Source organism: Microcoleus sp. Pol11C3 (genome assembly GCF_036701485.1).
Classification (GTDB): Bacteria; Cyanobacteriota; Cyanobacteriia; order Cyanobacteriales; family Microcoleaceae; genus Microcoleus.
The window spans coordinates 26,066-49,553 of sequence record NZ_JAUBQW010000024.1 but is presented as its reverse complement, the minus strand read 5'-3'; the positions used below and the strand labels follow the sequence as shown (position 1 = coordinate 49,553).

Annotated in this window: 19 protein-coding genes; 7 read left to right on the top strand and 12 right to left on the bottom strand. The window is 47.2% G+C overall.

Annotated elements, in window-relative coordinates:
• Positions 1–144: 144 nt before the first annotated feature.
• Together QUA40_RS08645 and QUA40_RS08640 are read left to right on the top strand one after the other, a co-directional pair.
• Positions 145–960, top strand: a complete 816-nt coding sequence (locus QUA40_RS08645; RefSeq protein WP_333124016.1) for a dihydrofolate reductase family protein — start codon at positions 145–147, stop codon at positions 958–960.
• Positions 961–1,031: 71 nt separating this feature from the next.
• Positions 1,032–2,228 (top strand): GNAT family N-acetyltransferase, encoded by a 1,197-nt coding sequence (locus tag QUA40_RS08640; protein ID WP_333124013.1) that lies wholly within the window; start codon positions 1,032–1,034, stop codon positions 2,226–2,228.
• Positions 2,229–2,544: 316 nt separating this feature from the next.
• On the opposite strand, the gene QUA40_RS08635 is transcribed toward QUA40_RS08640, so the two are convergent.
• Together QUA40_RS08635 and QUA40_RS08630 are read right to left on the bottom strand one after the other, a co-directional pair.
• Positions 2,545–3,099: a hypothetical protein gene (locus QUA40_RS08635; RefSeq protein ID WP_333124010.1), complete on the bottom strand. Its 555-nt coding sequence runs from the start codon at positions 3,097–3,099 to the stop codon at positions 2,545–2,547.
• Between the two features lie 172 nt (positions 3,100–3,271).
• Positions 3,272–4,636 carry an ATP-binding protein gene (locus tag QUA40_RS08630; RefSeq protein ID WP_333124007.1) on the bottom strand — a complete coding sequence of 455 codons (1,365 nt, stop codon included), beginning with the start codon at positions 4,634–4,636 and terminating at the stop codon, positions 3,272–3,274.
• A 315-nt stretch (positions 4,637–4,951) separates the two neighbouring features.
• On the opposite strand from QUA40_RS08630, the gene QUA40_RS08625 reads away from it, so the two are divergent.
• From QUA40_RS08625 to QUA40_RS08610, 4 genes are all read left to right on the top strand, one after another.
• Positions 4,952–5,797, top strand: a complete 846-nt coding sequence (locus tag QUA40_RS08625) for a M48 family metallopeptidase (RefSeq protein WP_333124004.1) — start codon at positions 4,952–4,954, stop codon at positions 5,795–5,797.
• Positions 5,798–5,909: 112 nt separating this feature from the next.
• The gene (locus QUA40_RS08620) at positions 5,910–6,383 is read left to right on the top strand and encodes a tryptophan-rich sensory protein (protein ID WP_333124001.1); all 474 of its coding nucleotides are present in this window, start codon (positions 5,910–5,912) and stop codon (positions 6,381–6,383) included.
• A 359-nt stretch (positions 6,384–6,742) separates the two neighbouring features.
• Positions 6,743–8,617: an ATP-dependent zinc metalloprotease FtsH4 gene (ftsH4, locus tag QUA40_RS08615; protein ID WP_333123998.1), complete on the top strand. Its 1,875-nt coding sequence runs from the start codon at positions 6,743–6,745 to the stop codon at positions 8,615–8,617.
• A 195-nt stretch (positions 8,618–8,812) separates the two neighbouring features.
• Positions 8,813–8,989, top strand: a complete 177-nt coding sequence (locus QUA40_RS08610) for a hypothetical protein (protein WP_333123995.1) — start codon at positions 8,813–8,815, stop codon at positions 8,987–8,989.
• Positions 8,990–9,146: 157 nt separating this feature from the next.
• On the opposite strand, the gene QUA40_RS08605 is transcribed toward QUA40_RS08610, so the two are convergent.
• From QUA40_RS08605 to QUA40_RS08560, 10 genes are all read right to left on the bottom strand, one after another.
• Entirely contained in the window at positions 9,147–10,043 is an 897-nt protein-coding gene (locus tag QUA40_RS08605; RefSeq protein WP_333123992.1) for a M48 family metalloprotease, read from the bottom strand.
• Positions 10,044–10,347: 304 nt separating this feature from the next.
• On the bottom strand, positions 10,348–11,940 hold the full coding sequence (locus QUA40_RS08600; protein ID WP_333123990.1) for a B12-binding domain-containing radical SAM protein: 1,593 nt from the start codon (positions 11,938–11,940) through the stop codon (positions 10,348–10,350).
• A 467-nt stretch (positions 11,941–12,407) separates the two neighbouring features.
• Entirely contained in the window at positions 12,408–13,373 is a 966-nt protein-coding gene (locus QUA40_RS08595; protein WP_333123989.1) for an NAD(P)-dependent oxidoreductase, read from the bottom strand.
• A gap of 292 nt (positions 13,374–13,665) precedes the next feature.
• Entirely contained in the window at positions 13,666–14,730 is a 1,065-nt protein-coding gene (hemE, locus tag QUA40_RS08590) for a uroporphyrinogen decarboxylase (protein ID WP_015178097.1), read from the bottom strand.
• A gap of 240 nt (positions 14,731–14,970) precedes the next feature.
• Positions 14,971–15,744, bottom strand: coding sequence for a hypothetical protein (locus QUA40_RS08585; RefSeq protein WP_333123987.1), 774 nt, complete (start codon positions 15,742–15,744; stop codon positions 14,971–14,973).
• A gap of 168 nt (positions 15,745–15,912) precedes the next feature.
• A complete protein-coding gene (locus tag QUA40_RS08580; RefSeq protein WP_333123984.1) occupies positions 15,913–16,842 on the bottom strand; it encodes an LD-carboxypeptidase in 930 nt (309 codons plus the stop codon).
• 70 nt (positions 16,843–16,912) lie between these two features.
• Complete coding sequence (locus QUA40_RS08575; protein ID WP_333124046.1) at positions 16,913–17,287, bottom strand: four helix bundle protein; 375 nt, start codon at positions 17,285–17,287, stop codon at positions 16,913–16,915.
• Positions 17,288–17,390: 103 nt separating this feature from the next.
• Positions 17,391–18,152 carry a type I methionyl aminopeptidase gene (map, locus tag QUA40_RS08570; RefSeq protein WP_333123982.1) on the bottom strand — a complete coding sequence of 254 codons (762 nt, stop codon included), beginning with the start codon at positions 18,150–18,152 and terminating at the stop codon, positions 17,391–17,393.
• A 44-nt stretch (positions 18,153–18,196) separates the two neighbouring features.
• On the bottom strand, positions 18,197–19,273 hold the full coding sequence (locus tag QUA40_RS08565; RefSeq protein ID WP_333123979.1) for a glycosyltransferase family 4 protein: 1,077 nt from the start codon (positions 19,271–19,273) through the stop codon (positions 18,197–18,199).
• Between the two features lie 107 nt (positions 19,274–19,380).
• Entirely contained in the window at positions 19,381–20,580 is a 1,200-nt protein-coding gene (locus tag QUA40_RS08560; protein ID WP_333123977.1) for a HEAT repeat domain-containing protein, read from the bottom strand.
• Between the two features lie 1,011 nt (positions 20,581–21,591).
• On the opposite strand from QUA40_RS08560, the gene QUA40_RS08555 reads away from it, so the two are divergent.
• The gene (locus tag QUA40_RS08555) at positions 21,592–23,346 is read left to right on the top strand and encodes a CapA family protein (RefSeq protein ID WP_333123975.1); all 1,755 of its coding nucleotides are present in this window, start codon (positions 21,592–21,594) and stop codon (positions 23,344–23,346) included.
• The last annotated feature ends 142 nt before the right edge of the window (positions 23,347–23,488 follow it).

The window sequence follows — 23,488 nt, the reverse complement described above, 5'->3', positions numbered from 1 at the left end:
TGGATAAAATTAATTATGTCAAAAGCGCAACCGGAGATTGCTCCTAAGATTCTGCGATTGCTTCCGCATAGCGAACAATAACACGCTATATACCCGTGAAGTTACTGAATTAAATATGATGTCGTGCCAAAGTTTCATAAATTAATGACAGATAAGATCGATCGACCTTACGCAACAGTAATACTCGCGATCAGTGCCGATGGTAAAATTGCCGATGAAGTACGATCGCCCGCGAGATTCGGTTCTGCCAACGACAAAGCCCACCTCGAGCAGCAAGTAGCAGCAAGTGACGCGGTTTTGTTCGGCAACGGCACTTTACAGGCTTATGGGACGACGATGAGAGTGATTTCGCCGGAATTGCTCAAACAGAGGGAACTACAAGGGAAGCCCCCACAACCGGTGCAAATTGTGTGTTCGCGATCGTCCCAATTTGACTCAAACTTGCGGTTTTTCCAGCAACCGGTGCCTCGCTGGCTGCTGACGGGGCAATACTCTAGGGAAACGGCATTGCCGTCTCCTCTCAAGAACGGGCAAGATGCCCGTTCTACAAGAGATGAATTTTCTTGTGGAACAGGCATCTTGCCTGTTCATAAAATGCTTATTGAGAATGGTGCAACATCTCAATTCGATCGCACTGTCTATGCGAAAACCGCAGGTGGAGAGATTGATTGGATTGATGCGTTTCAACAGCTAGCAAGCTTCGGTTTAAAACGGTTGGCGATTCTGGGCGGCGGAAAACTCGTCGCGTCTGTGCTAGCTGCGGGCTTGGTTGACGAACTTTGGCTGACGGTTTGCCCGTTAATTTTGGGGGGCGCGGATGCACCGACGGCTGTTGAGGGAGAAGGTTTTTTGGGGGATTTAGCGCCGAAATTGGAGCTTTTGGCGGTTAAACAGGTGGGACAAGAGGTATTTTTGCATTATCGGGTCGATCGATTTAACTCGTTACCAGGCTCTGCCTAGTAACGAGTGTCGAACAGAGGAAATTGTATTAACTTAAATGAAGTTCGATCGCTCTACGCTCAAATCTCCCTATGCTGAAACAGCCAAAACCTGAATATTCTGTAGCCTGGATTAGCAAAATAGGCGAAATCCCGCAAGCATCGTGGGATGCCTTGGCGATGCCCCTCAAAACTCCTTTTCTGGAATGGGATTGGCTTAACAATCTCGAAATCTCCGGTAGCGCGTCAGGTAAAACCGGTTGGCTGCCGCATCACTTGACTGTGTGGCGCGACAAACAGTTGATTGCTTGTGCGCCGCTTTATGTCAAAGGCCACAGCTACGGCGAATTTGTGTTTGACAATCAGTGGGCCGATTTAGCTCAGCGTTTGGGTGTACAATACTATCCGAAGTTGATGGGAATGACGCCGTTTACTCCGGCTGAAGGCTATCGGTTTTTGATTGCCGAGGGGGAAGATGAAGATGAATTAACGGGAGTAATGGTAAGCGCGATCGACCATTTTTGTGATCGCCACAATATCTCCGGCTGCAATTTCCTTTATGTCGATCCCGAATGGCGCGAAAGAATGGAACGCCACGGTTTCAGCAGTTGGCTGCACCACAGCTATATTTGGCAAAATCAAGGCTATCAAAATTTTGACAATTATTTAGGCGCATTTAATGCCAACCAGCGCCGCAATATCAAACGCGAACGCAAAGCAGTTGACCAAGCTGGTTTGTTGGTAAAAACGCTGACGGGCGATGAAATTCCCCAAGCGATGTTTGCTCAAATGTATGCTTTTTATGAGAATACTTGCGACAAATTTGGTTGGTGGGGAAGCAAGTATCTGACTAAGCGATTTTTTGAACAGTTGCACCACAATTATCGCGATCGAGTTTTATTTGTAGCCGCCTACGACAAGGAAGATGAGAGACAGCCGGTGGGTATGTCTTTTTGTTTGTATAAGGGCGATCGGCTGTACGGGCGTTATTGGGGAAGTTTGCAGGAAATCGACTGCTTGCACTTCGATGCTTGCTACTATACGCCGATCGAATGGGCGATCGATCGGGGCATCCAAAGCTTCGATCCCGGTGCCGGCGGGCGGCACAAAAAACGGCGCGGCTTTCCAGCTACGCCAAATTATAGTTTGCACCGATTTTATAACAACCGTCTGGCGCAAATTCTCAAGTCTTATATCGGTCAAATCAACGAAAGAGAACAGGAAGAAATTGATGCAGTCAACGAGGATTTACCTTTTACTAAGTTGCCTCCGTTGTTACTCGGTGAGTGACGGTTGACTGGGAATTTGGAATAGGAAATTGGGAATTAGTAACAGCCCATCGGTGTCAACATAATACTAAAACCCTGTGTATATCTCGTTTGTATCGAAGTTTCGATCCCCCTCGCATCCCCCTTAAAAAGGGAGACTTTGAATGCTCTTCTCCCTTTATTAATGGGAGTTAGAGGGGACGTAAGAATACTCTTGTTCCCCCCTTATTAAGGGGGAGCGAAACTCAACTATAAACGATATTTATTATGGATTTTAGTCTTAAGTTGACACGAATGGTAACAGTCAACCGTCAACCGTCAACCGTCAACCAATTAACCTAATTCAAAATTACCTTGCCATCTTCCTGAATTTCCAACGATTTTGTATCAGTGCCCAACTCAGTTGTCGCGCCGAAACTGACTTGCAACATTCCCGGCATCGCGGTTGCTTGGGGGCGAACCAGCAGCAATCCGCCGTCTGGGCGCTGGTAAGTGAGGGTGATTGGCACTGGGATGGTTTTCAGCAAAATTTCCGATTGTTCGCCCAGAGTGCGCTGCTGGGTGACGCCTACGATTTGATAATTGATGACAGCATTGGTGGTATTCACCAGTTTAATTACTATCATGCCTTCGCTAGGCGTAACTCGCGCACTGGGCATTGGGAAGCGGGGAGGCGCGTTTGTGGGTGTAGAGGGCATCCCGCTGAGGCCCGGACTTGGTTGGCTGACGGGTTCTTCAGTGGCTGCGGGAGTGGCTGCGGGCTGGGAAACGGGTTTTCCTTGTTGGGGCGGTGGGCCACCGGCCTGGGAAAGTGTTGCGAGACTAACAAGTAAACCTCCGCAGGTGGCTGCTAGCAAGCTGATTTTTTTTAACGGTAGATTGTGGCGAAACATAAATAACTCCTCACAAGTTCGATCGAGGTTTTCCAACAACGTTTATGTTAATCTATGCTGGAATTGAATTTTAATAGCTGGGTTTGGGCGCGATGTAGGAAGAATCTGGCTTGAGGGGTAGATTTTTTTTAACCGCAGAGGGCGCAGAGGGCGCAGAGGAGGAGGGGAAGTTTTAGAGGCGAGATGCTTCTGATTTGTGTGGGGGGAGGGTGACGGTAACGGCGGAACCTCGATCGACTTCACTGTCAATGCGGATTTGGCCGCGGTGATTTTCGACAATTGCTTTGGCGATGGCTAATCCTAAACCGGAACCGGCGGCGCTGCGGTGGGTGCGGGCGGGATCTGCGCGGTAGAATCGATCGAACAAATGCGGCAGGGCTTCTGCAGAAATTCCGATACCGGTGTCTGTTACTTTGATTTGCAGTGCAGGATTTAACATCGGGGAATTCCTTTTGTTTTTCGCTGCAAACAGCAATTCTACTTCAATTTCGCCGCCAGAGGGCGTGTACTGCACCGCATTGCTGACAAGATTGGTAAACAGTCGCGCTAGTTGATCCCAGTCGCCTAAGACTGTAAAATTATTCTCAGCGTTGGGCAGATCGACTATTTCCAAAGAAAGAGAGAGATTTTGGGTAGTGGCGATCGCCTGTTGTTCTTCAATTACCTCCATCAGCAAAGCATCGAGAGGAACTTCAATCCACTGCTGCTGCACGATACCGCTATCTTGTCTGGCTAAAAACAGTAAATCATCAACCAAGCGCCCCAAACGGCGCGTCAGGCGTTCGATAACTTGTAGCTGTTGATGCTGCTGCGGTTCGATATCCGGTTCCGCCAAAGCTACTTGGACGTTAGTTTGAATAGTGGCGATCGGATTTCTGAGTTCGTGAGAAGCATCAGCGGTAAACTGTTTGAGACGCCCGTAAGACTCCCGCACCGGTGCCATCGCCAATCCCGACAGCAGCCAGCCAATAGCTGCAACGCAAATTAGAGTTAAACCCGCGCCCAAAATCAAATCAAGAATTAATTGGCGGATGGGTTTTGTCACTTCAAACCAAGGATGGCTGACGCGCAAATATCCCAGAACTTGGCGGCCGGTTTCTACTCGCTGCGTGACTTGTCTGAGGGAATAGTTTTGATCCGACTGCAACTTATTATTAATTATCCAAACTGTTTCGCCAGTGCGGTTAGCGTGAATGGGAATATTCAGCGGTTCGGATAATGTAGACCACAGCAATTCGCCCGTAGGACTGAACCATTCTAAATCAATGTGGTCGTCTTCTACGGCATCGGTGCTATCTGGAAAACTGGCTTGAATATTAACTTGTAACTTAATTTTATCTTCTCTAGTAGGGAAACTTAGCGGTTCGATAACGAGAGTTCGCTCTATTACTTCAACAACATGATTGAGGGTGTCGTCAATGCGATCGATCAAAGTATTGCGGACGTAGAAATAGAAACCAGTGGCGAATACAAGCAACAATACAGCAGTAACGGCTGTGTACCAAATAGCGAGGCGGCGGCGGGTAGTTTGAAACATTGGAAATGGGTAATTTTTTTTTACTAACGAACCGCGAAGACGCGAAGGGCGCGAAGGAAGGAAAGATCGAGAGAATCTTAAAGCGATTGTGAAGTAATAATCATTAACTAACTCTTAACCAACCATTTACAAATATAACGCTCTTCTCTTCTCTTCCTTTATGTCCTTCGCGCTTTCGCGGTTCGTTAAAAAAAGCCTTGTTCAGAAGTCCTGCAATAATTGCTACCACAATATTCCATTATTAATACTTCAGACAGATGTGGAGGTCGCTGTCAACCTGGTAATCTACTCGCTAAACTTTTTAGGTAAAAGCCTGTGAATAAATTTTTATTTCGAGCCGCGATCGGGCTATTAATGGCATTTTTTGGGGCCATTACCTATTTTACAAACGATGTACAAAATCCGGTAACAGGAGAGAGACAGCGGGTGCAGCTTTCTCCCCGCCAAGAGATAGTTTTGGGATTGCAGTCGCGAGATCAAATGGCAGCCAAGTACGGGGGGCTTTATCCCAGCCAGAGTATTCAGCAGTATGTCGATCGAGTAGGAGAACGAGTTGTCAACGGTTCGACGGCGAAACAAGCGGGTTATCCGTTTGAATTCCACCTGCTGCGAGACCCCGAAACTGTCAATGCTTTTGCTTTGCCAGGGGGACAAGTTTTCATTACTGCGGGGCTGCTGCGGCGGCTGAATTCCGAGGCTCAGTTGGCTGCTGTACTGGGACACGAAAGCGGTCACGTTGTGGCGCGCCACGCTGCGGAACACTTGGCCAAACAGCAGTTGGGCAGGTCTTTGGTAACGGCGGTTGGGGTGGCTACTAGCGACGATCGCGGGGGTGGCCAGCAGGCAGCATTAATTGCTCAAGCTGTCAATCAAGTTGTCGGTTTGCGGTACGGTAGAGCGGACGAACTTGAGAGCGATCGGCTCGGTTTTCGGTTTATGACGGAAGCGGGTTACGATCCTAGAGGTATTGTTGAGGTGATGCAAATTCTCGGTGCCTCTAGGAAGGGCGAAGCGCCGCCGGAGTTTTTGAGTTCTCACCCAAACCCTGAAAACCGAGTTGAAAAGTTGCAAGCTTTAATCGCGCAAAATTACCCTAACGGCGTTCCGGCTAATTTGGTGTCTGGACGCGATGAGTTTGCTAAGAATGTGTCGGGCGGTTAGCGAGAATTGCATCGGGCTTTACAAAAGTTATTACTAAAGGCGGATCAAAGTTCGGCTTAGATTTGACACGATCGACTTAATGAGCGATCGAGCAATTTGAAAGTTGAGAACCATGATTGAATCTTGGATGATTATTGGCGGCGTGACTTTCTCAGTCGCCTTCGGCACTTTGTTGTTTAAGCTCCGCGATATTAACTGGGCAGTCAAACTTCAAAGACCGGATTGGATGTTTTTTGAGCCTGCTATTCCGTTAATTTGGACGGTGATTTTCGCTTGCGGGGCCGGCAGCGCTACTTTCGTGTGGGAACAGGAGCCAGGGAGCCTTAAAACATGGCTGTTGATGGCTTTGTACTTGCTTTTAGAAATTGTCACAGTTGCTTATATTCCTGCTACTCTCAGAGCCAAAAGTCTCAAAGTAGGGACGATTTTGGGAGGGACTGGCGAGATTGTGGGAGTTGTGCTAACCTTGGCTGTTTTGCCAATTTCTCAAACAGCAGCTTTGTTACTTTTGCCTTACGTGATTTGGGGTGCGATCGGCACTTATACTACTTGGGAAATGATTGATTTAAACCCCGAAGCTGCATAAATATAACGAACCGCGAAGACGCGAATAATAACAGGCGAGACGCCTGTTCCACGAAGTAAGAAAAGAGCGAGAAAATTTTAAAGCGATTCTGAAGTAATAACCATTGAATAACTATTAATTAACTATTCACAAGGATAATGCTCTTCTCTTGTCTTCTCTTGTCTTGTGGAACAGGCGCGACGCCTGTTGTTATTCACACCTTCGCAGTTCATTAAAAAAAAGGATTGTTAATAGTAGCAAATCCTTGCAGCCTGGTTAACCGACCCAATCGAGTGAGGAAATCCGCTTGACTGTGCGTGCATATTTGATGAGAAAATAGATGAATAAAACTGGTTTAAATCAAAGGATGACAGTTATCAATGGCAATTAAAGACCAGCCCCAACCCCCTCGTTTTCGGCAAATTAGCAATATTTTGTTATTGCTATCAAGTTTGTTCCTGCTGGCAAATATCTTTTTGCCCAATTTGTTCGGGCCCCAAATTCCGCAAGTGCCTTACAGCTTGTTCGTCCATCAAGTGCAAGAACAAGATGTAGTCCGAGCTTCGGTAGGCCAAAATGAAATTCGCTACCAACTCAAAGGCGAAGGCGACAAACCCGGTCAAGTGCTCTCCACTACGCCGATTTTTGACCTGGAATTGCCTAAACTTTTACAAGAAAAAGGCGTTGAATTTGCGGCAACTCCCCCTTCCAAAAATGGCTGGATCGGCAGTGTTTTAAGCTGGGTGGTTCCGCCGCTGATTTTTGTGGCGATTTTTCAATTTTTCGCGAACAGGCAGGGTGGCGGGCCGCAGGGTGCACTGTCGATCGGCAAAAGCAAAGCTAAGGTCTATGTAGAAGGCGAATCGGCGAAAATTACTTTTGCTGATGTGGCTGGAGTAGAAGAGGCTAAAACTGAATTAGTCGAAGTTGTTGAATTCCTGAAAACTCCCGACAGATTTACGGCAATTGGCGCGAGAATTCCGAAAGGCGTGCTGTTAGTCGGGCCTCCGGGAACTGGCAAAACTCTGTTAGCAAAAGCAGTGGCTGGTGAAGCTGGCGTGCCGTTTTTTAGCATCTCGGGTTCGGAGTTTGTGGAACTGTTTGTAGGTGTGGGTTCTGCAAGAGTTAGAGATTTATTCGAGCAAGCTAAGAAACAGGCTCCTTGTATTATTTTCATTGATGAATTGGACGCGATCGGCAAATCTCGTAGCAGTAACGCTAGCTTCGGGGGGAATGACGAACGCGAACAAACTCTCAATCAACTGTTAACTGAAATGGACGGTTTTGCGGCGGGCAATACTACGGTAATTGTGCTGGCTGCAACTAACCGCCCGGAAAGTTTGGATGCTGCTTTGTTGCGCCCTGGCCGTTTTGACCGCCAAGTTTTGGTCGATCGCCCGGATTTGTCTGGCCGCGAAGCAATTTTGAACATTCACTCTCAAAAAGTGAAGTTGGGCCCGGATATTGACTTGAAGGCAGTTGCCACTCGCACCCCCGGTTTTTCGGGCGCAGATTTGGCAAATTTGGTCAATGAAGCTGCTTTGTTGGCGGCCCGCAACAAACGACTAACTGTAGCGCAGGAAGACTTTTTTGAGGCGTTTGAGCGCGTTGTAGCTGGCTTGGAAAAGAAAAGCCGGGTGCTCAACGAAAAAGAGAAAAAGATTGTAGCTTACCACGAAGTCGGGCACGCGATGGTGGGTGCTGCGATGACAGGCGGCGGCGAAGTGTCAAAAATCTCGATCGTCCCGCGCGGTATGGCTGCATTGGGTTACACGTTGCAAGTACCGACTGAAGACCGTTTCTTGTTAGATGAATCGGAGTTGCGGGGTCAAATTGCAACTTTGCTGGGCGGGCGATCGGCTGAGGAAGTCGTGTTTGGCAGCATTACTACCGGCGCTTCAAACGACTTGCAAAGGGCGACTGATTTAGCTGAACGGATGGTGACGACTTACGGGATGAGTAAGGTTTTGGGGCCTCTAGCTTACGATCGGGGTCAACAAGCAATGTTCCTCAACGATGGTATGGGAAATGCCCGTCGCGCTGTCAGTGCTCAGACTGCTGAGGCGATCGACCAAGAAGTGAAGGAAATTGTTGAAACTGCCCACCAGCAAGCTGTGGATATTCTGACAGCAAATCGGGAATTGTTGGAAACAATTACGCAGAAACTGTTGGAGACTGAGGTGGTGGAAGGTGATGCACTTCGCGAATTCCTCCGTCAAGTGCGGCCTTTAGATAAGGTTCCGGCTTCAGTTTAATACGGTTTAATTAAACCGCCGATGAACGCAGATGATTCCAAATCATCTGCGTTTTTCTGTCTTAAATTCTAAACTTTCAAGCAGAAGCCCTCGGAACAGGTGCGCCGTAGCGTTTCTTTTGTAGTGAGGTCTTCATCTTCTATTCTTCGATGACACGGGTTTTGTACAATTCTCGCATTAACTTTTTCGTAATAGTTGAAAGTAATTGAATTTGCGGTGGTTGGCTTGGCGGCTTTGTGCGCTCCAACAGCAGGCGGGTTAATGTTTCTGCTCAAGCTGTGCTTTCAAATCCTGACAGCGTTGCAGAAAGATGAACCCACTGAAACAGACAAGAGCAAACCGAAAAACCCGCGTTTGTGCGATCGCAAGTAATCGTATTAAGGGAGAGCAATCACAGGGCGCTCTCCCTGATACTCCAATTTCTTCTTATTCGTTTTTCCCTCCTACCACAGGGAGCATTATAAACAAACAGAAACCCGGCTGCTTCAAAACACCGGGTTTCTAAATATTGTTGCTGCATTTTCGACGATTAAATTCCGGGCACGTAGGCCATAACTGGAGAACCTTGCTGCTGCTGCGCGATTTCCAAAAGGCGCTGAATCCGCTCCTCTGTCGGCGGGTGAGTGCGGAAAAGTGACTGCAAACCTTTAGTCGAAAAAGGATTCACAATCAGCAGCGGCGACATCGCAGGATTGCCGTGCATCGGAATTTCATGACCGATTTTCTCCAATTTTTGCAGGGCGTTTGCTAAGCCGATCGGGTTATTCGTAATTTCCACCGCACCCCTGTCTGCTGCAAATTCCCTCGTCCGAGAAATCGCCATTTGAATTACGGTTGCTGATAGGGGTGCTAAAATGATTAAAAACAGCAAACCAAACGGATTCGGCCCTTGTCTGCTATCCCGCGTCACCGGGCCGTAAAGCGCTCCAAAAGTCAGAATTCGCCCGACAAATGTAATCGCGCCGGCAATTGTCCCTGCAACTGCTTGAGTCAAAGTGTCGCGGTTGCGGATGTGCGTGAGTTCGTGCGCTAAAACGCCTTCCAATTCTTCGCGGGAAAGCAGATTCATGATGCCTTCAGTAACTGCTATTGTCGCGTGTTCTGGGTCTCTTCCTGTGGCGAAAGCGTTGGGAGATTGAGTGGGAACTACAAATATTTTCGGTACGGGAATTTGGGCTTTTTCACTCAGCGATGCTACCATATCGTAGATTTCTGGTGCTTCGCTGCGGGCGATCGGCTGAGCGCGGTAAGCCATTAACGCGGCCGTGTCGGAATAGTACCAAGAGCTAAAACTTGAGAAGGCGGCTAGTGCTAAACCGATGTAAAGTCCTTGCTCGTTGCCGATTAAATAATAACTTCCTAAAACGAGAATGCCGCTTAGCAGTCCTAAGAGAGCGGCTGTTCTGAGTTGATTTGTTCCTAACATGGCGGGTTGAGGGCGATCGCTATTTTGATATTTTTTATCTTGTTATTAGATTTTCATACTTGGGGGCGATCGCGTCTCTATCTGCCGAAATAACTGCTGCCGCCAATAGTAGTATTTCACCTTTTCAGTGAGAAACTGGGAATCCCTCGGGAGGCTCTCTCGCCTGCTTTCAAAAGGCGGTCGAGCCGCAGGTTATGACATTTCCAGCCCCAACCTGGAACCGAGATTAAAAATAAAATAAACGCAGACAATCTTACATTCATCTGCGTTTACCTGCGTTCATCTGCGGTTGAATTCTCCAACCCTAAACCGCTTGCACTTGCTTTTCCTCAACAGCAACAGGTTCTTGATATACAGTTTGAGACTCATTAGCCAAAAAGTCAGCCAATTGAGCTTCAATTTCATCCCGCACAATCTGACGGTATTCGAGGAAATGCTCGTTGTGAGCACACACTGTTAAATAGTGATCCCAAACTGCCGGATTGCGTTTGATGATGCTGAACAAATGATGCCAGAACTTCCACCGAGTGCTGCGCTTGACTCCCTGCCGCCACACCACAGTTAGCAGTGCCCGCAAGTCGATCCAACTGGGAATTCTTGCAGGTATATTTGCTGTAGGTGCACCCAACATTAAGAAATGGCGATAGGTGCGGTCTAAATATTTCTCAGCATCGTACACATCAGAAAATGCCTGAACATATTCCCTTGCGATATCTTCTAGCGGCCGCGTGGGAATGAAGTTCATCAAGGTAGTCTGGTTGAGGTTGCCCGATTTGTCGCGCAACCGCCCTTCTTTTGCTAGTCGGTGGGACAATGCAGTATGAGGCAAAGCTTGCAACATTCCAAAGGTTGTGCTCGGAATTGCTGCTGCTTCAGCAAAGTCTACAATGCGTTGACCCGCACCGGGTTTTTCGCCGTCGAATCCGATGATGAATCCGGCCATTACTCGCAAACCAGTTTTCGCAATCAATTCTACGGATTCTATTAGGGAATTGCGGGTATTTTGGAATTTCTTGGTCATTTGCAGGCTTTCTTCATCGGGAGTTTCAATCCCTAGAAAAACTGCATTGAAATTGCAAGCTACCATCATCTCCATCAATTCTTGGTCTTGGGCTAAATCGATGGATGCTTCTGTGTTGAAAGTAAACGGAAATTTGTGTTCTTCTTGCCAGACTTTTAAGTCTTTTAGCAATAGTTTGACGCTGCGTTTGTTGCCTATAAAATTGTCATCTACCATGAACACGCCGCGCCGCCAGCCCAAGTTGTAGAGATAGTCTAATTCTGCTATCAATTGTTGGGGGTTTTTGGTGCGGGGTTTTCGGCCGTAGAGGACGATGATGTCGCAGAATTCGCACTGGAAGGGACAACCTCGGGAAAATTGAATCGACATCGAATCGTAGGCGTCTAATTCCAGCAAATCGAAGCGAGGGACTGGGGTTGTGGTAACATCGGGTTTTACGCCATCCGATCGATACATTCCGCTTTTTTCGCCCCGCAGTACCGCTTCTACGAACATGGGCAAGGTGATTTCGCCTTCGTCTAGAATCAGGTAATCTATGCCCGCGGCTTGAGGTTCTTCGGGTACGGAAGTCGGGTAAGGGCCCCCGCAAGCTACGGATTTACCGCGCCGTTTTGCTTCGCGAATTATGTCTAGCAAATCTTCTTTTTGGACAATCATTGCGGACAGAATAACGAGCTCTGCCCATTCCCATTCTGCTTCTGTGATTTGTCTGATGTTGCGATCGACTAACTTAAATTCCCATTCTTGGGGTAAAATTGCTGCTACCGTTACCAAACCCAGCGGTGGCAGCAGCACTTTACGATCGACTAATTCTAGGATTTTCTCGTAAGACCAAAATGTTTTCGGAAACAGCGGGTAAACTAGAAGAACTCGCATTATATGTTAAACCTCACATCAGTAAACAACTTGCGATCGGGCTGGCGTGTTTGAAAGTTCGATCGACTCTCAAGACTTCATGTTAAGGCTAAAATTACGATCTTGCACTCGATCGAATATCTGGCGAGGGGTGACACCCCCTAAGACAAATAGAATGAGCGCAATTTTTAGCTGGCAGTTCCCTGTTAAAGTGTGCAAATGCTGATATCTTATCGTATTTGACCGTTAATTGACGATAATCGCATTTAAAAAGCATGGGACTAAGGCAAAAAAGAATTTGAAACAGTAGAGTTGAATAGGATAAAGAATTAGGGACGGGCTAGAAGCCCATCCCACAAATTTTTTTTCTTGTGGCATGGGATTTGAGAAGCGCAAAAATAATTAGGGACGGGCTAGAAGCCTATCCCACAAGAAAGATTGTGGGATGGGCTTCTAGCCCGTCCGATTATTGGTGCGGAGTGTATGCGCTACTTTACATTTTTATCGGGAATCCCGCTAGTTCTTAACATATCGGCAACTGTGCCACAGTAACTAGGCATCCCTATGCTTTCGGGATTCACAAGATTCTGATAAGTAAAATGGCGGTAGCTGATGCAAAATCTATCCCAAGCAGCCACCTGAATTCGGAACAGCCAAATAAAGAAATTGGCTAGCCAAGGTGACAGAGTAATCCGAAAAAATATGTTTTTATTCAAATACTGACAAGCTTGTGCAACAACTTCGTTAGCTGTAATCGCTGGATTTCCTAGCACAAAATGTCGCGGTTCCTCAGAAGCAGGCGGATGCTCAACTAAATAATAAACTACTTTAGCAATATCCGCGCCGTGGATGAAATGAAAACTTCCGTCTGCCTTAAACCAGCGAATCAAACCAATCCATTTCGCCACAAGCGGCAAGCCAGATGACAAGTGAGAGACGGGTTTTTCTGCGTCTCCTCCCAATACTAATGTCGGGTAAAGTGCCGTAATCGGAGGCACATTTGTCAAGGCTGACAAATGCACCATGCAGTTGTATTTCGAGCGAATATAATCTGTTCCCAGTTCCCCGGCTTCTTTCAGCAAATTGTTGTCTCGACCGAGAATGCTAGCCGTTGAAAAATAAATTACTTGCTGGCAAGTTTGTGGCGAAAGTAGTTGAATTAGGCGGAGAGTTTTGGTTACGTTAACATCAAAAACTTCTTGAGTTCCTCCCCAAGCAGTGGCAGCTAAAATTGCGACATTAATTGTTTGCAGAAGTTCGGCGTGTTGATCGATATCTCGCATATCGCCTTGTATGATATTAATGCCGGGGCGAGCTTTCCAGTCAAATTTTAATTTTTCGGGGTTGCGAACTAATAGGTAAAGTTCGTGGTTTGTATCTTGAATCAAAGTTTCGGCCATGTAGTGACCGATACAGCCACTTGCACCCGTCACAAAAATTTTTTTGGAGTTCATTTTGCCGCAGGGGAAGAGGGAGGATTTGACGCTTTTAAGGGCGGTAGGGAGACGGCATTGCGGTGTCCCTACAAATATCAGATGCAATTAAACTTACATCTTGCAGCATTCTCAAGAACAGGCAAGATGCCTGTTCCACAAAAATTAAATTGTTACTCGTTACCAGGCTCTGACCTTGTAACGCAGATCCGGAGGCTCTGCCTCCATTTTACGCGAGGCAGAGCCTCTGGATATGGGTTCACCAGGCAGAGCCTGGGAACCAGTTAATCGAATTCTAGAATCGAAATCAATTTCAAGCAGCAACTGCAAGCAATTTGTCGGCTTGTTTTGCGGTTTCAAAGAAGAAACGCACGTTATCTTCCGGAGTTCCCGGTAATACGCCGTGTCCCAAATTGAGGATGTGTCCGCGATGACCAGCTTTGCGAATTGTATCAAGAATTCGATCGCGAATAAACGGTTGAGAACCAAACAATACGCCGGGATCGAGATTTCCCTGAACGTTCATATTGGGGCCCAAACGCTTGCGCGCGTCGGCCATATCCACTGTCCAATCGACGCTGATGATATCAGCGCCGGATGTTGTCATGCGTTCGAGGAGGCCGGCGCTACCGGTGACTAACAGAATTAGCGGGGTGTCGGGATGGGTTTTTTTGACTTGCTCGAATACTTGTTTCTGGTAAGGTAGAGCGAAGGTGTCGTAGTCCTGCGGCGACAGTTGGCCCGCCCAAGAGTCGAACATTTGCACTACTTGCGCGCCGCAGTCGATTTGATAGCGCACGTAAACTGCGATCGCATCTGCAAATTTCGATAGCAACTGATGCAGTAAAGTTGGATCGGAAAATGCCATGTTTTTGATGATGGCATAATCCTTAGAACCTTTGCCCTCAACGGCATAGGCCGCCAACGTCCAGGGCGCGCCCACAAAACCGAGCACGGTGGATTTGTTGCCGACTTCCTCGCGCAGGGATTTCAGGATTGTTTTGATAAACGGCAAGCTTTCTTCCGGGTTCAGCGGTTGCAGGTTGTCGATTTGCTGCTGAGTGCGGATGGGTGCGTGGATAATCGGGCCTTTGCCTTCGGCGATGTCCATGTCGATTCCCAAACCCGGCATGGGGGTGACAATATCGGAAAACAGAATTACGCCGTCGGGTTGAAACGCGCGCCACGGCTGAAGGGAAACTTCGATCGCAACTTCGGGAATTTCGGAACGTTCGCGAAAGGAGGGATACTTTTCTCGCAAATCTCGATAAGCCTTCATGTAGCGGCCGGCTTGGCGCATCATCCACACGGGCGGGCGGTCTAGGGTTTCGCCGCGGGCTGCCCGCAACAACAAGGGAACTTCATTTAATGCCGACATCTTAACTTTTCTCTACCTTAGATATTTCAATGCCTTTGGTAGCTTACCATTGTGCGATCGTCCTTTTTGACAAAATCCTTGTGTGTACAAATGTGTATTTTGTCATTGCCAAAGAAAGTGAGGCGATAGCCAGAAATCGACTCGTATATAAAGGACTGGTATAAATCCTGTGTATAAGGTCAGAAACCCGGTTTCTACGAAGAAACCGGGTTTCTGATTCCGCGCTACAGTTTGACCTACTTACCTCGTCACACAAACTCCGCCCACCACTACCCGACATTGATCGCGGTTCTGATCGAACCTACTATTATCATTCACCCTCGCCGAATCTAAATCTCTAGTCCGCGAATTGTAGTAATAATCTCCCGCTGGAAAGTTTCTAGTCGGGACAGCGCAGTAAGTGGAGTCTTGATTATTATCGTCGAACCTTACTCTCACCATAGAACGTCTCTCGCGACAATCAACAGACCGCAAGCCAAAATCATTTTGCAGAAGCTGTGCTCTGTCATCTCGACCGTCATCTCGCCTTGTGTACCCATCGTCCCGCGAATTGCGAGATCGTGTGTCGCCCCCATCAATTCCCGCAACTTCCAGCGTGTAGCTACCGCCTCGGGCAGCATCTTTTGCTAATACTAAAAGCTTGTAATCGCCACTACGGGGAATTTGATAATTAAAAGAACCGTCTTGCGTAAAAGCGACTTGTTTGTTGTTCCCGTAAAACAGCACCATTACGGGAGTAAAACCGCGACTTCTATCTGTGTCTAAAAACACTTCAATGTTATCGCCTTCGCGAGCGCTGAATGTGTATTCTTGGCCCCGCAATTCTTCCGTCGGAGAGCCCGGAACCCACATATTGCGAAAACGGTAAATCGGGGAAGTGCGGCGAATTACTCCATCTATGCGATCGTTATTCCGTATCTGTTCGCCAACTGCACTTGAGGAAATCCCTGTAAGTGCCAATCCCGTAACTAGGACTGCGGCAGCAATACTGTTTAACAAGTTGTGTTGTTTCATATCAACCTCTCTAAAATTTTAAAATCTTTTTGCTTTTTTGGTGCCGACATTTGCATACACAATCCATTTTAAATGTAATTTCTGCCAACCGTGTCAACCTCACCCAACCCCAGGGCTGTTTAGCGGGTGCAAAATCTCAAGCTAAAGTTACAGACGTTGATCCTTAATCTAAAGTTGCGATTTATCGCCGCAAATCAGCAATCCCGATTCAGCGTCGAGACTCGCCATAATTCCCGTGGGTAAAGCAGCGTTAACCCCCTCGTGGCCGAAGGGCAAATCCGAGACAATGGGAATATTTAAGTCCGACAGCCGATCGCGCAAAACCTCTTCAATGCTAAAACTGGGAATACTCGGGTCAATCTCGCAGCGGCTGAAGCGCCCCAAAGCAATGCCCCGCACCCCAGCGAAAGCCCCCGCCATCCGCCACAAAGTCAACATTCGATCGACCCTGTAAGGAGCCTCGGAAACATCCTCAAATGCGAGAATAACCCCGGTCAAATCCGGTTGATAGGGGGTTCCGAGCAAATGAGAAGCCACCGTCAGATTCGCCGGAAACAGCCGCCCGGTGGCTTGTCCGCCGCCCCATCCTTTACCTTGCAAAGATTGTAAGGGACGACCTTCTATGCAGTCAAAAAGTCGATCGACAGACCAATCCGGTTCAGCAGCCAAAGTTGTCAGCATCGGCCCGTGAACGCCCCAAACGCCCAATTTATCCTGATTCCACAGCAAAGCAGTAATGTCGGAAAAGCCGATTAACCATTTCGGCGAATGGGAATCGGGAGTTGGAAATTGGGAATTTTCCGCCTTTCCCACTTTTCCTTTTTCCAAAAGTCGAGTGCTGCCGAAACCGCCTCGAACACAGAGAATACCGCGACAATCCGGGTCATTGAGGGCATCTGCTAGCTGTCGGACGCGGTTTTCATCGGAACCGGCCAAATAGCCCCAGCGATCGTCAAAACCGGGACTTAATTCAACTCGATAGCCGCGGGATTTCCAAATTTCTACACCGCGTTCAAAGGTACTTAATTCTCGCAGAGTGCCGCTGGGAGCAATTACCCGCAGCAAATCTCCCGGTTGCAGCCATTTAATGTTAGTCATTAGGTTGATTGTTGACTGTTGACTGTTAACTGTTAACTGTGGACTGTTGACTGTTGGCTTTGTGTTTTAGTTAGTTAAGATAGGCATTAAGTTTTGGTAAAAATTTATTTAATAAAGGATGCAGCCGATCGATATGTTCTTGAGTTAAAAGATTGCGGGTGTAGGCAAGTCTTAACCAGTGTCTTGTTTCGTTTAATGAACCTGGGGCAATTTTCACAAAACGCTGATTATCTTGGCAGCTATAGCGTCCATGTCCTTCTGCAATATTAGCCCCCACACTATCAGCCGATCGCACTATTTGTTTGCCCATCGTATCCTTCGTAAACTCGTCCCATTTTTTAACAATAAACCATATTTCGTTTAATCTTTTTTCAGCTAGTTGATAAACTTGTAGCTGTTGAAAGCTTTCCCTATTAGCTTCTTTAAATAATTGATAGCCAACAATTGATTAATCAGCAATGACCAATACAAGTTAACCCTCAACCACAACATTGCCCTGAGCGAAGTCAATCGTTAACAGTCAACCGTCAACCGTTAACCGTCAACAATTAAGGCAAAGTCAGAATTTCCACCCCAGAATCAGTCACAGCCAGAGTGTGTTCGAATTGAGCCGAAAGCTTTCCATCCTGCGTGATAGCAGTCCAACCGTCGCCCAAAATTTCGACTTCCCAAGTGCCCTCATTAATCATCGGCTCGATCGTAAAAACCATGCCTTGTCTGAGCTTCTTCCCCGTGCCCCGCTTGCCGTAGTGCAAAATTTCCGGTTCTGTGTGAAAGACTCGGTGAACCCCGTGCCCGGCAAAATTTCGCACTACCGAAAAACCCTGTGCTTCAGCATATTCTTGAATCGCTGCACCGATATCGCCAGTACGAGCCCCCGGTTTGACTTCCGCAATTCCTCTTCTTAAGCATTCCTCGGTTACTTCAACTAACTTTTTAGCTACAGGTGAAGGTTTGCCCACAAAAAAAGTTTTGGAAGTATCGCCGTGATAGCCGTCAACTAGAGGTGTTACATCAATGTTAATAATGTCGCCTTCTCTCAAAATTTGTTTAGCATTGGGGATGCCGTGACAGACGACTTCATTGACGCTTGCACACAGAGATTTGGGAAATCCTTTATAGCCTAGGGGAGCGCTTTTTGCTCCGTGTGCCAAAGTCCAACGTTCGGCTTCGTCGTTAATTTCTAGAGTGCTTACTCCCGGTTTAACCATTGGTTCGAGATGTAGCAGGAGTTCGGCAGCTAAACGGCCTGCTTGGCGCATTTTTTCTATTTCTCTACTGGATAAAAGCACTAAACGTTCGGTTGCCATAGTTTTTTTGTGTTTTCTTTTTTTGTGGTTGATTAAGAGTTTATTTAACTCAATTTTAGAATAGAGTTGAACCACTGTTCAATACGATCGCCCAAAGCTGCTAAAGAATATTCTACCTCTGCTTGTCGCCTGCAAGCGCTGCGGTCAATTTGGTCTAAGCGGGCGATCGCACCTACCAAGCCATTTACACTATCAGGCTCCACTAAAAAGCCCGTCAGTCCGTCTCTAACAATTTCCGCCGGCCCCCCGCGCTCGTAAGCAATCACGGGCACACCGCACGCTAAAGCCTCGATCGCGACATTTCCGAAAGCTTCCACCCAACGTGGTGTCATCAACAATGCTCGGCACTGACGGACTTGCTCTTGCATTTGGGTTGTTGTCAGAAACCCTAAATATTCTACCGGAGCATCCGGGTAATCTGCACAAATTTTTTGCCAATAATCCTCATCTTGCATTTTGCCCATAATTTTCAGGGGAATGCGTGTAATTTTCGCTGCTGCTACTGCATCTTCTAAGCCTTTTTCCGGGGCGATGCGGCCTAGCCAAGCTAATTTAGACTGCGGTTGGTTGCAAAATTCGTACAGGGATAAATCTATGCCATTTCCCAACAACTGACATTCATCGGCAAAGGCGAATGTTTTGGCTTGAGAAGCGGTGTGAACTCCGATCGTACCAGGAAACTGGACTGCGGTTTGTCCGGCGATGCGATCGAGGGCAGCAGAAAGGGAGCCCATGCTGATCAAATGTGCGATCGGAGTCCTAAAAAATGGTGTCAAATAAAATGGCAGCCAATCGTAGGCAAAATTAACAATGACATCCCATTCATCCTGAACTTGGCGAGTATATTCCCACATATTCGCCAGCACAGAATCTGTGGGCATCACAATAGGATGATTGTAATCTTGTGTTTGGGCGGTTACTTGCAAATCACCCGTTATTTCGATTACTGGAATTGATTCTAAGACTGAATCTATCGGCGCTACAACTGCTATTTTATGACCGCGACTCTGCAATTCTTTAGCAATGTTAAGGACTGTAAGTTCGACACCGCCACCCAACCCTGAACCTAGTTGACCGACAGAAGTTGACAGGAACAATAGTTTTAAATAGTTATTAGTCATTAATCAGTAGTCATTAATCAGTAGTCCTTAATTCTAACATAATCTAAATTCTCAATTCTCCCCTCTCTAATTTCCCATCTCAAATTACGTGAAAATTGCTAGATTTATCAATCCCTCCCAGGACGCGGACGGATGCGATTCAACTGATTGATTGCCCAGCGAGCAGTTTCCTGAACTTCTGGATCGGGATCGTCCGTCGCACGGTGCAACAAGTAACTGATTTGATTCACCAATTCATAAATCCGCGTCAAGTCGCGAATTGCATTTTTACGCACTTCGGGATTTTCATTTTGCAGCGAAATTGACCACGCATTATTCATGGGTTTGAGCGTGCGAATGCCAATTTCCGAGAGACTTGCCAAAATTAAACTGTACTGCTTCGAGTCGGAATTTGGTAGCAAATCGAGCAACGGCTCAACTGCTCTGGAATCTCCCCGCTGACCTAGTTCCCAAATTGCTTTGCCCCTCTTTGCCGGATTTAGGTGCTGCAAATCTTCAATCAGTGCTTCAATAATATCAACTTTAGGTCTACCATCCGTTTCGGGAAGGGAAATATCTTTCTTGCGACTCGCTAGGGAATCGCCTTGATTAGTTGTTTCGGGAATGTTGAAACCTGTGTCGCTGTACCCATTGCTGTGAGTGTCCAAAGGCGAGGTGTCGGAATGAATTCGATCGCCCTCGACTGCTCCATCCTGGGATTCGGGGTCCCCGGATTCCCTGATAAAAGGTAAAGGTCGATCGCTATTCTCGATACTGTAGTCTTTTGGCAAATCCAAAGGGTAGGGCAAGGCTGACAGCGGCTTTGATAGCCCAAAAGAAGCCTCTTGCTGTGTGATTGCGTGCGAGTTTGTAGGAGAATCGGGATTAGTAAATTGAGAGTTCCTTTGGTTGTGGCGATCAAATCTTCCCCGTCTTCGCTTAGAATAATTTGACTCGTCACTGCTAACTAATTTGAGCATGATAAATACTGCCGCTGCCGTGACGACAACTGCTGCCAAACCCAACATTAACAACCCCCGCTGACGAGACAAAGTGACGATCAAATTGGAGATAGGTTTCGGAATCTTAGAATTAGATTTGGACGTTTTGGACGGCTGAGATTTGTTTTTATAGGGCGCTGGAGACGGTTTGGCAGGCTTGGAGTCCTGGCGATCGTCCGGGGGAGAGTTCGCCTGAGCAATTTCCGGGGAAACAGCTCGGTAGGAGGCATTTAGTACCTGTTGCATTCCGTCGGCACTGGGACTGAACGCAGCGCCCAGACAGGCAATGCAGGTGAACAAACATACAGAGGAGCGGTAGTGCGCCATAAGACTCAATCCGGGTTTTGAGAGGCAACGCCGCATGACGAGCTTTAGTGTAACCTTGAGTTAGCTCGATCCTAGCTGCTATGGGCTTAACTAACTCACAAATAGCACCAGACTCGCAAAAAACCCGGTTTTGATAGGGCAGCGAGCCAGATATGATTAACACAATTGCGTCATTGACGTGGAAGTCCTTTAACTAATTAGTTTGAGACGAGCTACATCTGCGGCCGCGAATAAAGCGGCATCGAGAAAATGGATTGCAGCTCACCTCAGCAAGCGGAGCCTTAGCTACGTGCAGTGCAGGCGCAGCGCCACGGGGTCTCCGGGGCGCTGGCGGGCGATTGTTGCTAGCCGTCGATTTCTGACGGATAGCGTGGCATGACCAAGAGTTTAACAAGCTTCCGAGCCTACGGCTCGATCGTTTTTGTTTTAATCTGGACGGCAGGCAGTCGGACAAGGTGTATTTGCAGTGGAAACGATAAACTGTGTTTTTGAGTGTATTCTTGGCTGCTAAACCGAATATTTTAAGTACATTCCAGGACGCACTCTCGATCGAAGAAACCGGGTTTTGTTACCGAAACTGTTGGCTGCAACGAAGTATTTTTGTGAAAAAACTTGATGGATGGCCGCCCGTCCGGGAATGTAAATAAGATTAATTTCAGCGGTGCTGATTTTCTCTGGCGCTAAGAAAGAGAGCGCTGATTAGACCAAGGTTAATTTCAAGGTGGGGAATTATGGCGGATAGAAGTGTTTGGGCGATCGACTAAGATAACCGTTAGGAAATATTGTATTCAGCCAGCAATGGCCAAAAATTATACTATCTTGTAGAACTGGGGGCCAGTTTACTTAGGAGCTATAGTGAGAGCGAGTAGACTGTTTCACGCACGCGCCCTCTCCCTACGTTCTGTTTATTTGTACCCCCTTATTTAAGCTAAATTAATCGGTATTTAATCCTGGGCCGCCAAATTTGATATAAGATCGAGCTAAATTTCTAGTGTGAGAGTAGAGGCATTTGTGAGCCAACAAGATATTTTAAATTTAGCAAAAGAAGGCGATGCCCGGGCGATCGCATTTCTGATCAGCCAAGCACTCCAAAGCTTCGGCGTCACGGCTAAAGCCAGCCGGGAAAATGACACCCTGCACCTGCTGCTGGAAGCAGAACATTTACCCGCAGAAGAAGCCTGTCTCCGAGTCGCAGTCAAAGGGTTGCAGCGGCTGCAACCAAATAACCTTTACTCAGTGACAGTTTACGGGCGGCGCGACGACCAGCAATTGCCCGCTTGGACTCAGACGGTAGAATTAAAAAAACGCTTGACTTCCGAACCCGTGAGTGCGTTAGTTGCCGTGAATGCCGCAGTAGCTGCGAGTGCAGCAGTAGCCGCTAGTGTAGCCGTTTCTCCCATTCCTGTGACTTTGCCCAAACTAGAAAAAACTCAAAATGTCACAACGGCGCCCACTCAAAAACCAGAAAAATCTCCGCCCCAACCCCCTAAAATCCCAACTCCACAACCCCCAAACCAAAGGCAGAAAAAGCCATCACCGCAGCCAGAATTAGCAGGCACTAAAACTAAAAAATCGGGGCTGTCAGTCGGTGCTCTGAGTCTAATTCTCGTAACGATATCCGGCTTTGTTCTGGCTTCTCAACTTTACAAATCCTCAACCACCGCTACTAATAACCCTCTAACGTCAAAGGCTGCGGTACAAAAAGCTATCTCGACACCCGCACCTGCATCCGCAACAAAACCCCTTCCCGCTCCAAAATCGCCCTCCCCGGCTGCCAAAAAACCTGCCATTGTACCCGCAACTGTCAGCATCAAAGCAGTTGGTGACATGATCCCCGGCACAAATTATCCCTACAACAAACTGCCGGCAAAAAAAGAGATGCTATTAGAGTCAGTAAAACCTTACCTCAAAGGAGCTGATATTCTGTTTGGCAATTTTGAAAGCACGATGACCGATTATCCTTACAGTTCCAAAGCAGGCGGCGGACGAATACTGTTTGCCTTTCGGACGCCTCCGAGTTATGCCAAAATTTTCAAAGATGTTGGTTTTGATATTTTGAATGTTGCCAACAATCACTCTTACGATTTTAACGAGCAGGGATTTAATGACACGATTAAAAACATCGACAGCAACGGCATGAAGGCTGTTGGTAAAAGAGATCAAATTGTTTATCAAAATGTCAAGGGTGTGAATTTTGCCTTTATCGGTTTCAGCAACTACGGCGAAGTTCACAATTCCTTGCTGGAACTGAAAGCGGGAGCCGAAGTTGTCAAAAAAGCCAAGCAAAACGCTGATATTGTAGTGATATCAGTTCATGCTGGAGCTGAAGGAACGGGAGCTCTGAATGTGAGAAATAAAACTGAGTTCTTTTACGGAGAAAACCGGGGAAATATGGTTTTGTTTTCGCGGACGATGATTGATGCGGGAGCCGATTTGATTTTGGGACACGGGCCGCACGTTACCAGAGCTATGGAGCTTTATAAAGGTAAATTGATTGCTTATTCGCTGGGAAATTTTTTGGGTTATCGCACTTTGTCCACAGCAGGAGCACTCGGTAAATCTCTAATTTTGGATGTGAAAATGACTCCGCAAGGGGATTTTGTTTCTGGTAAGATTATCCCCATCCAACTTGACGGGCGAGGTGTGCCGGCTGTTGATAACAATTTTAGGACTGTGGGGTTGATTGACCGTTTGACAAAGAGCGATTTTCCCAATAGCGGTTTGACAATTGATGACAAAGGACAAATTTTGAAAAAGAGTAAGTAGTTATTGGGAATTGGGAATTTTAACTGGTTCTCAGGCAGTGCCTGGGAACCGAGATCCAGGGACTCTGCCTCGAAAAGTGATCGGGAAAGTTGGAGGCTGAGCCTCCGGATCTACGTTACCAGGCAGAGCCTGGGAACAAGTA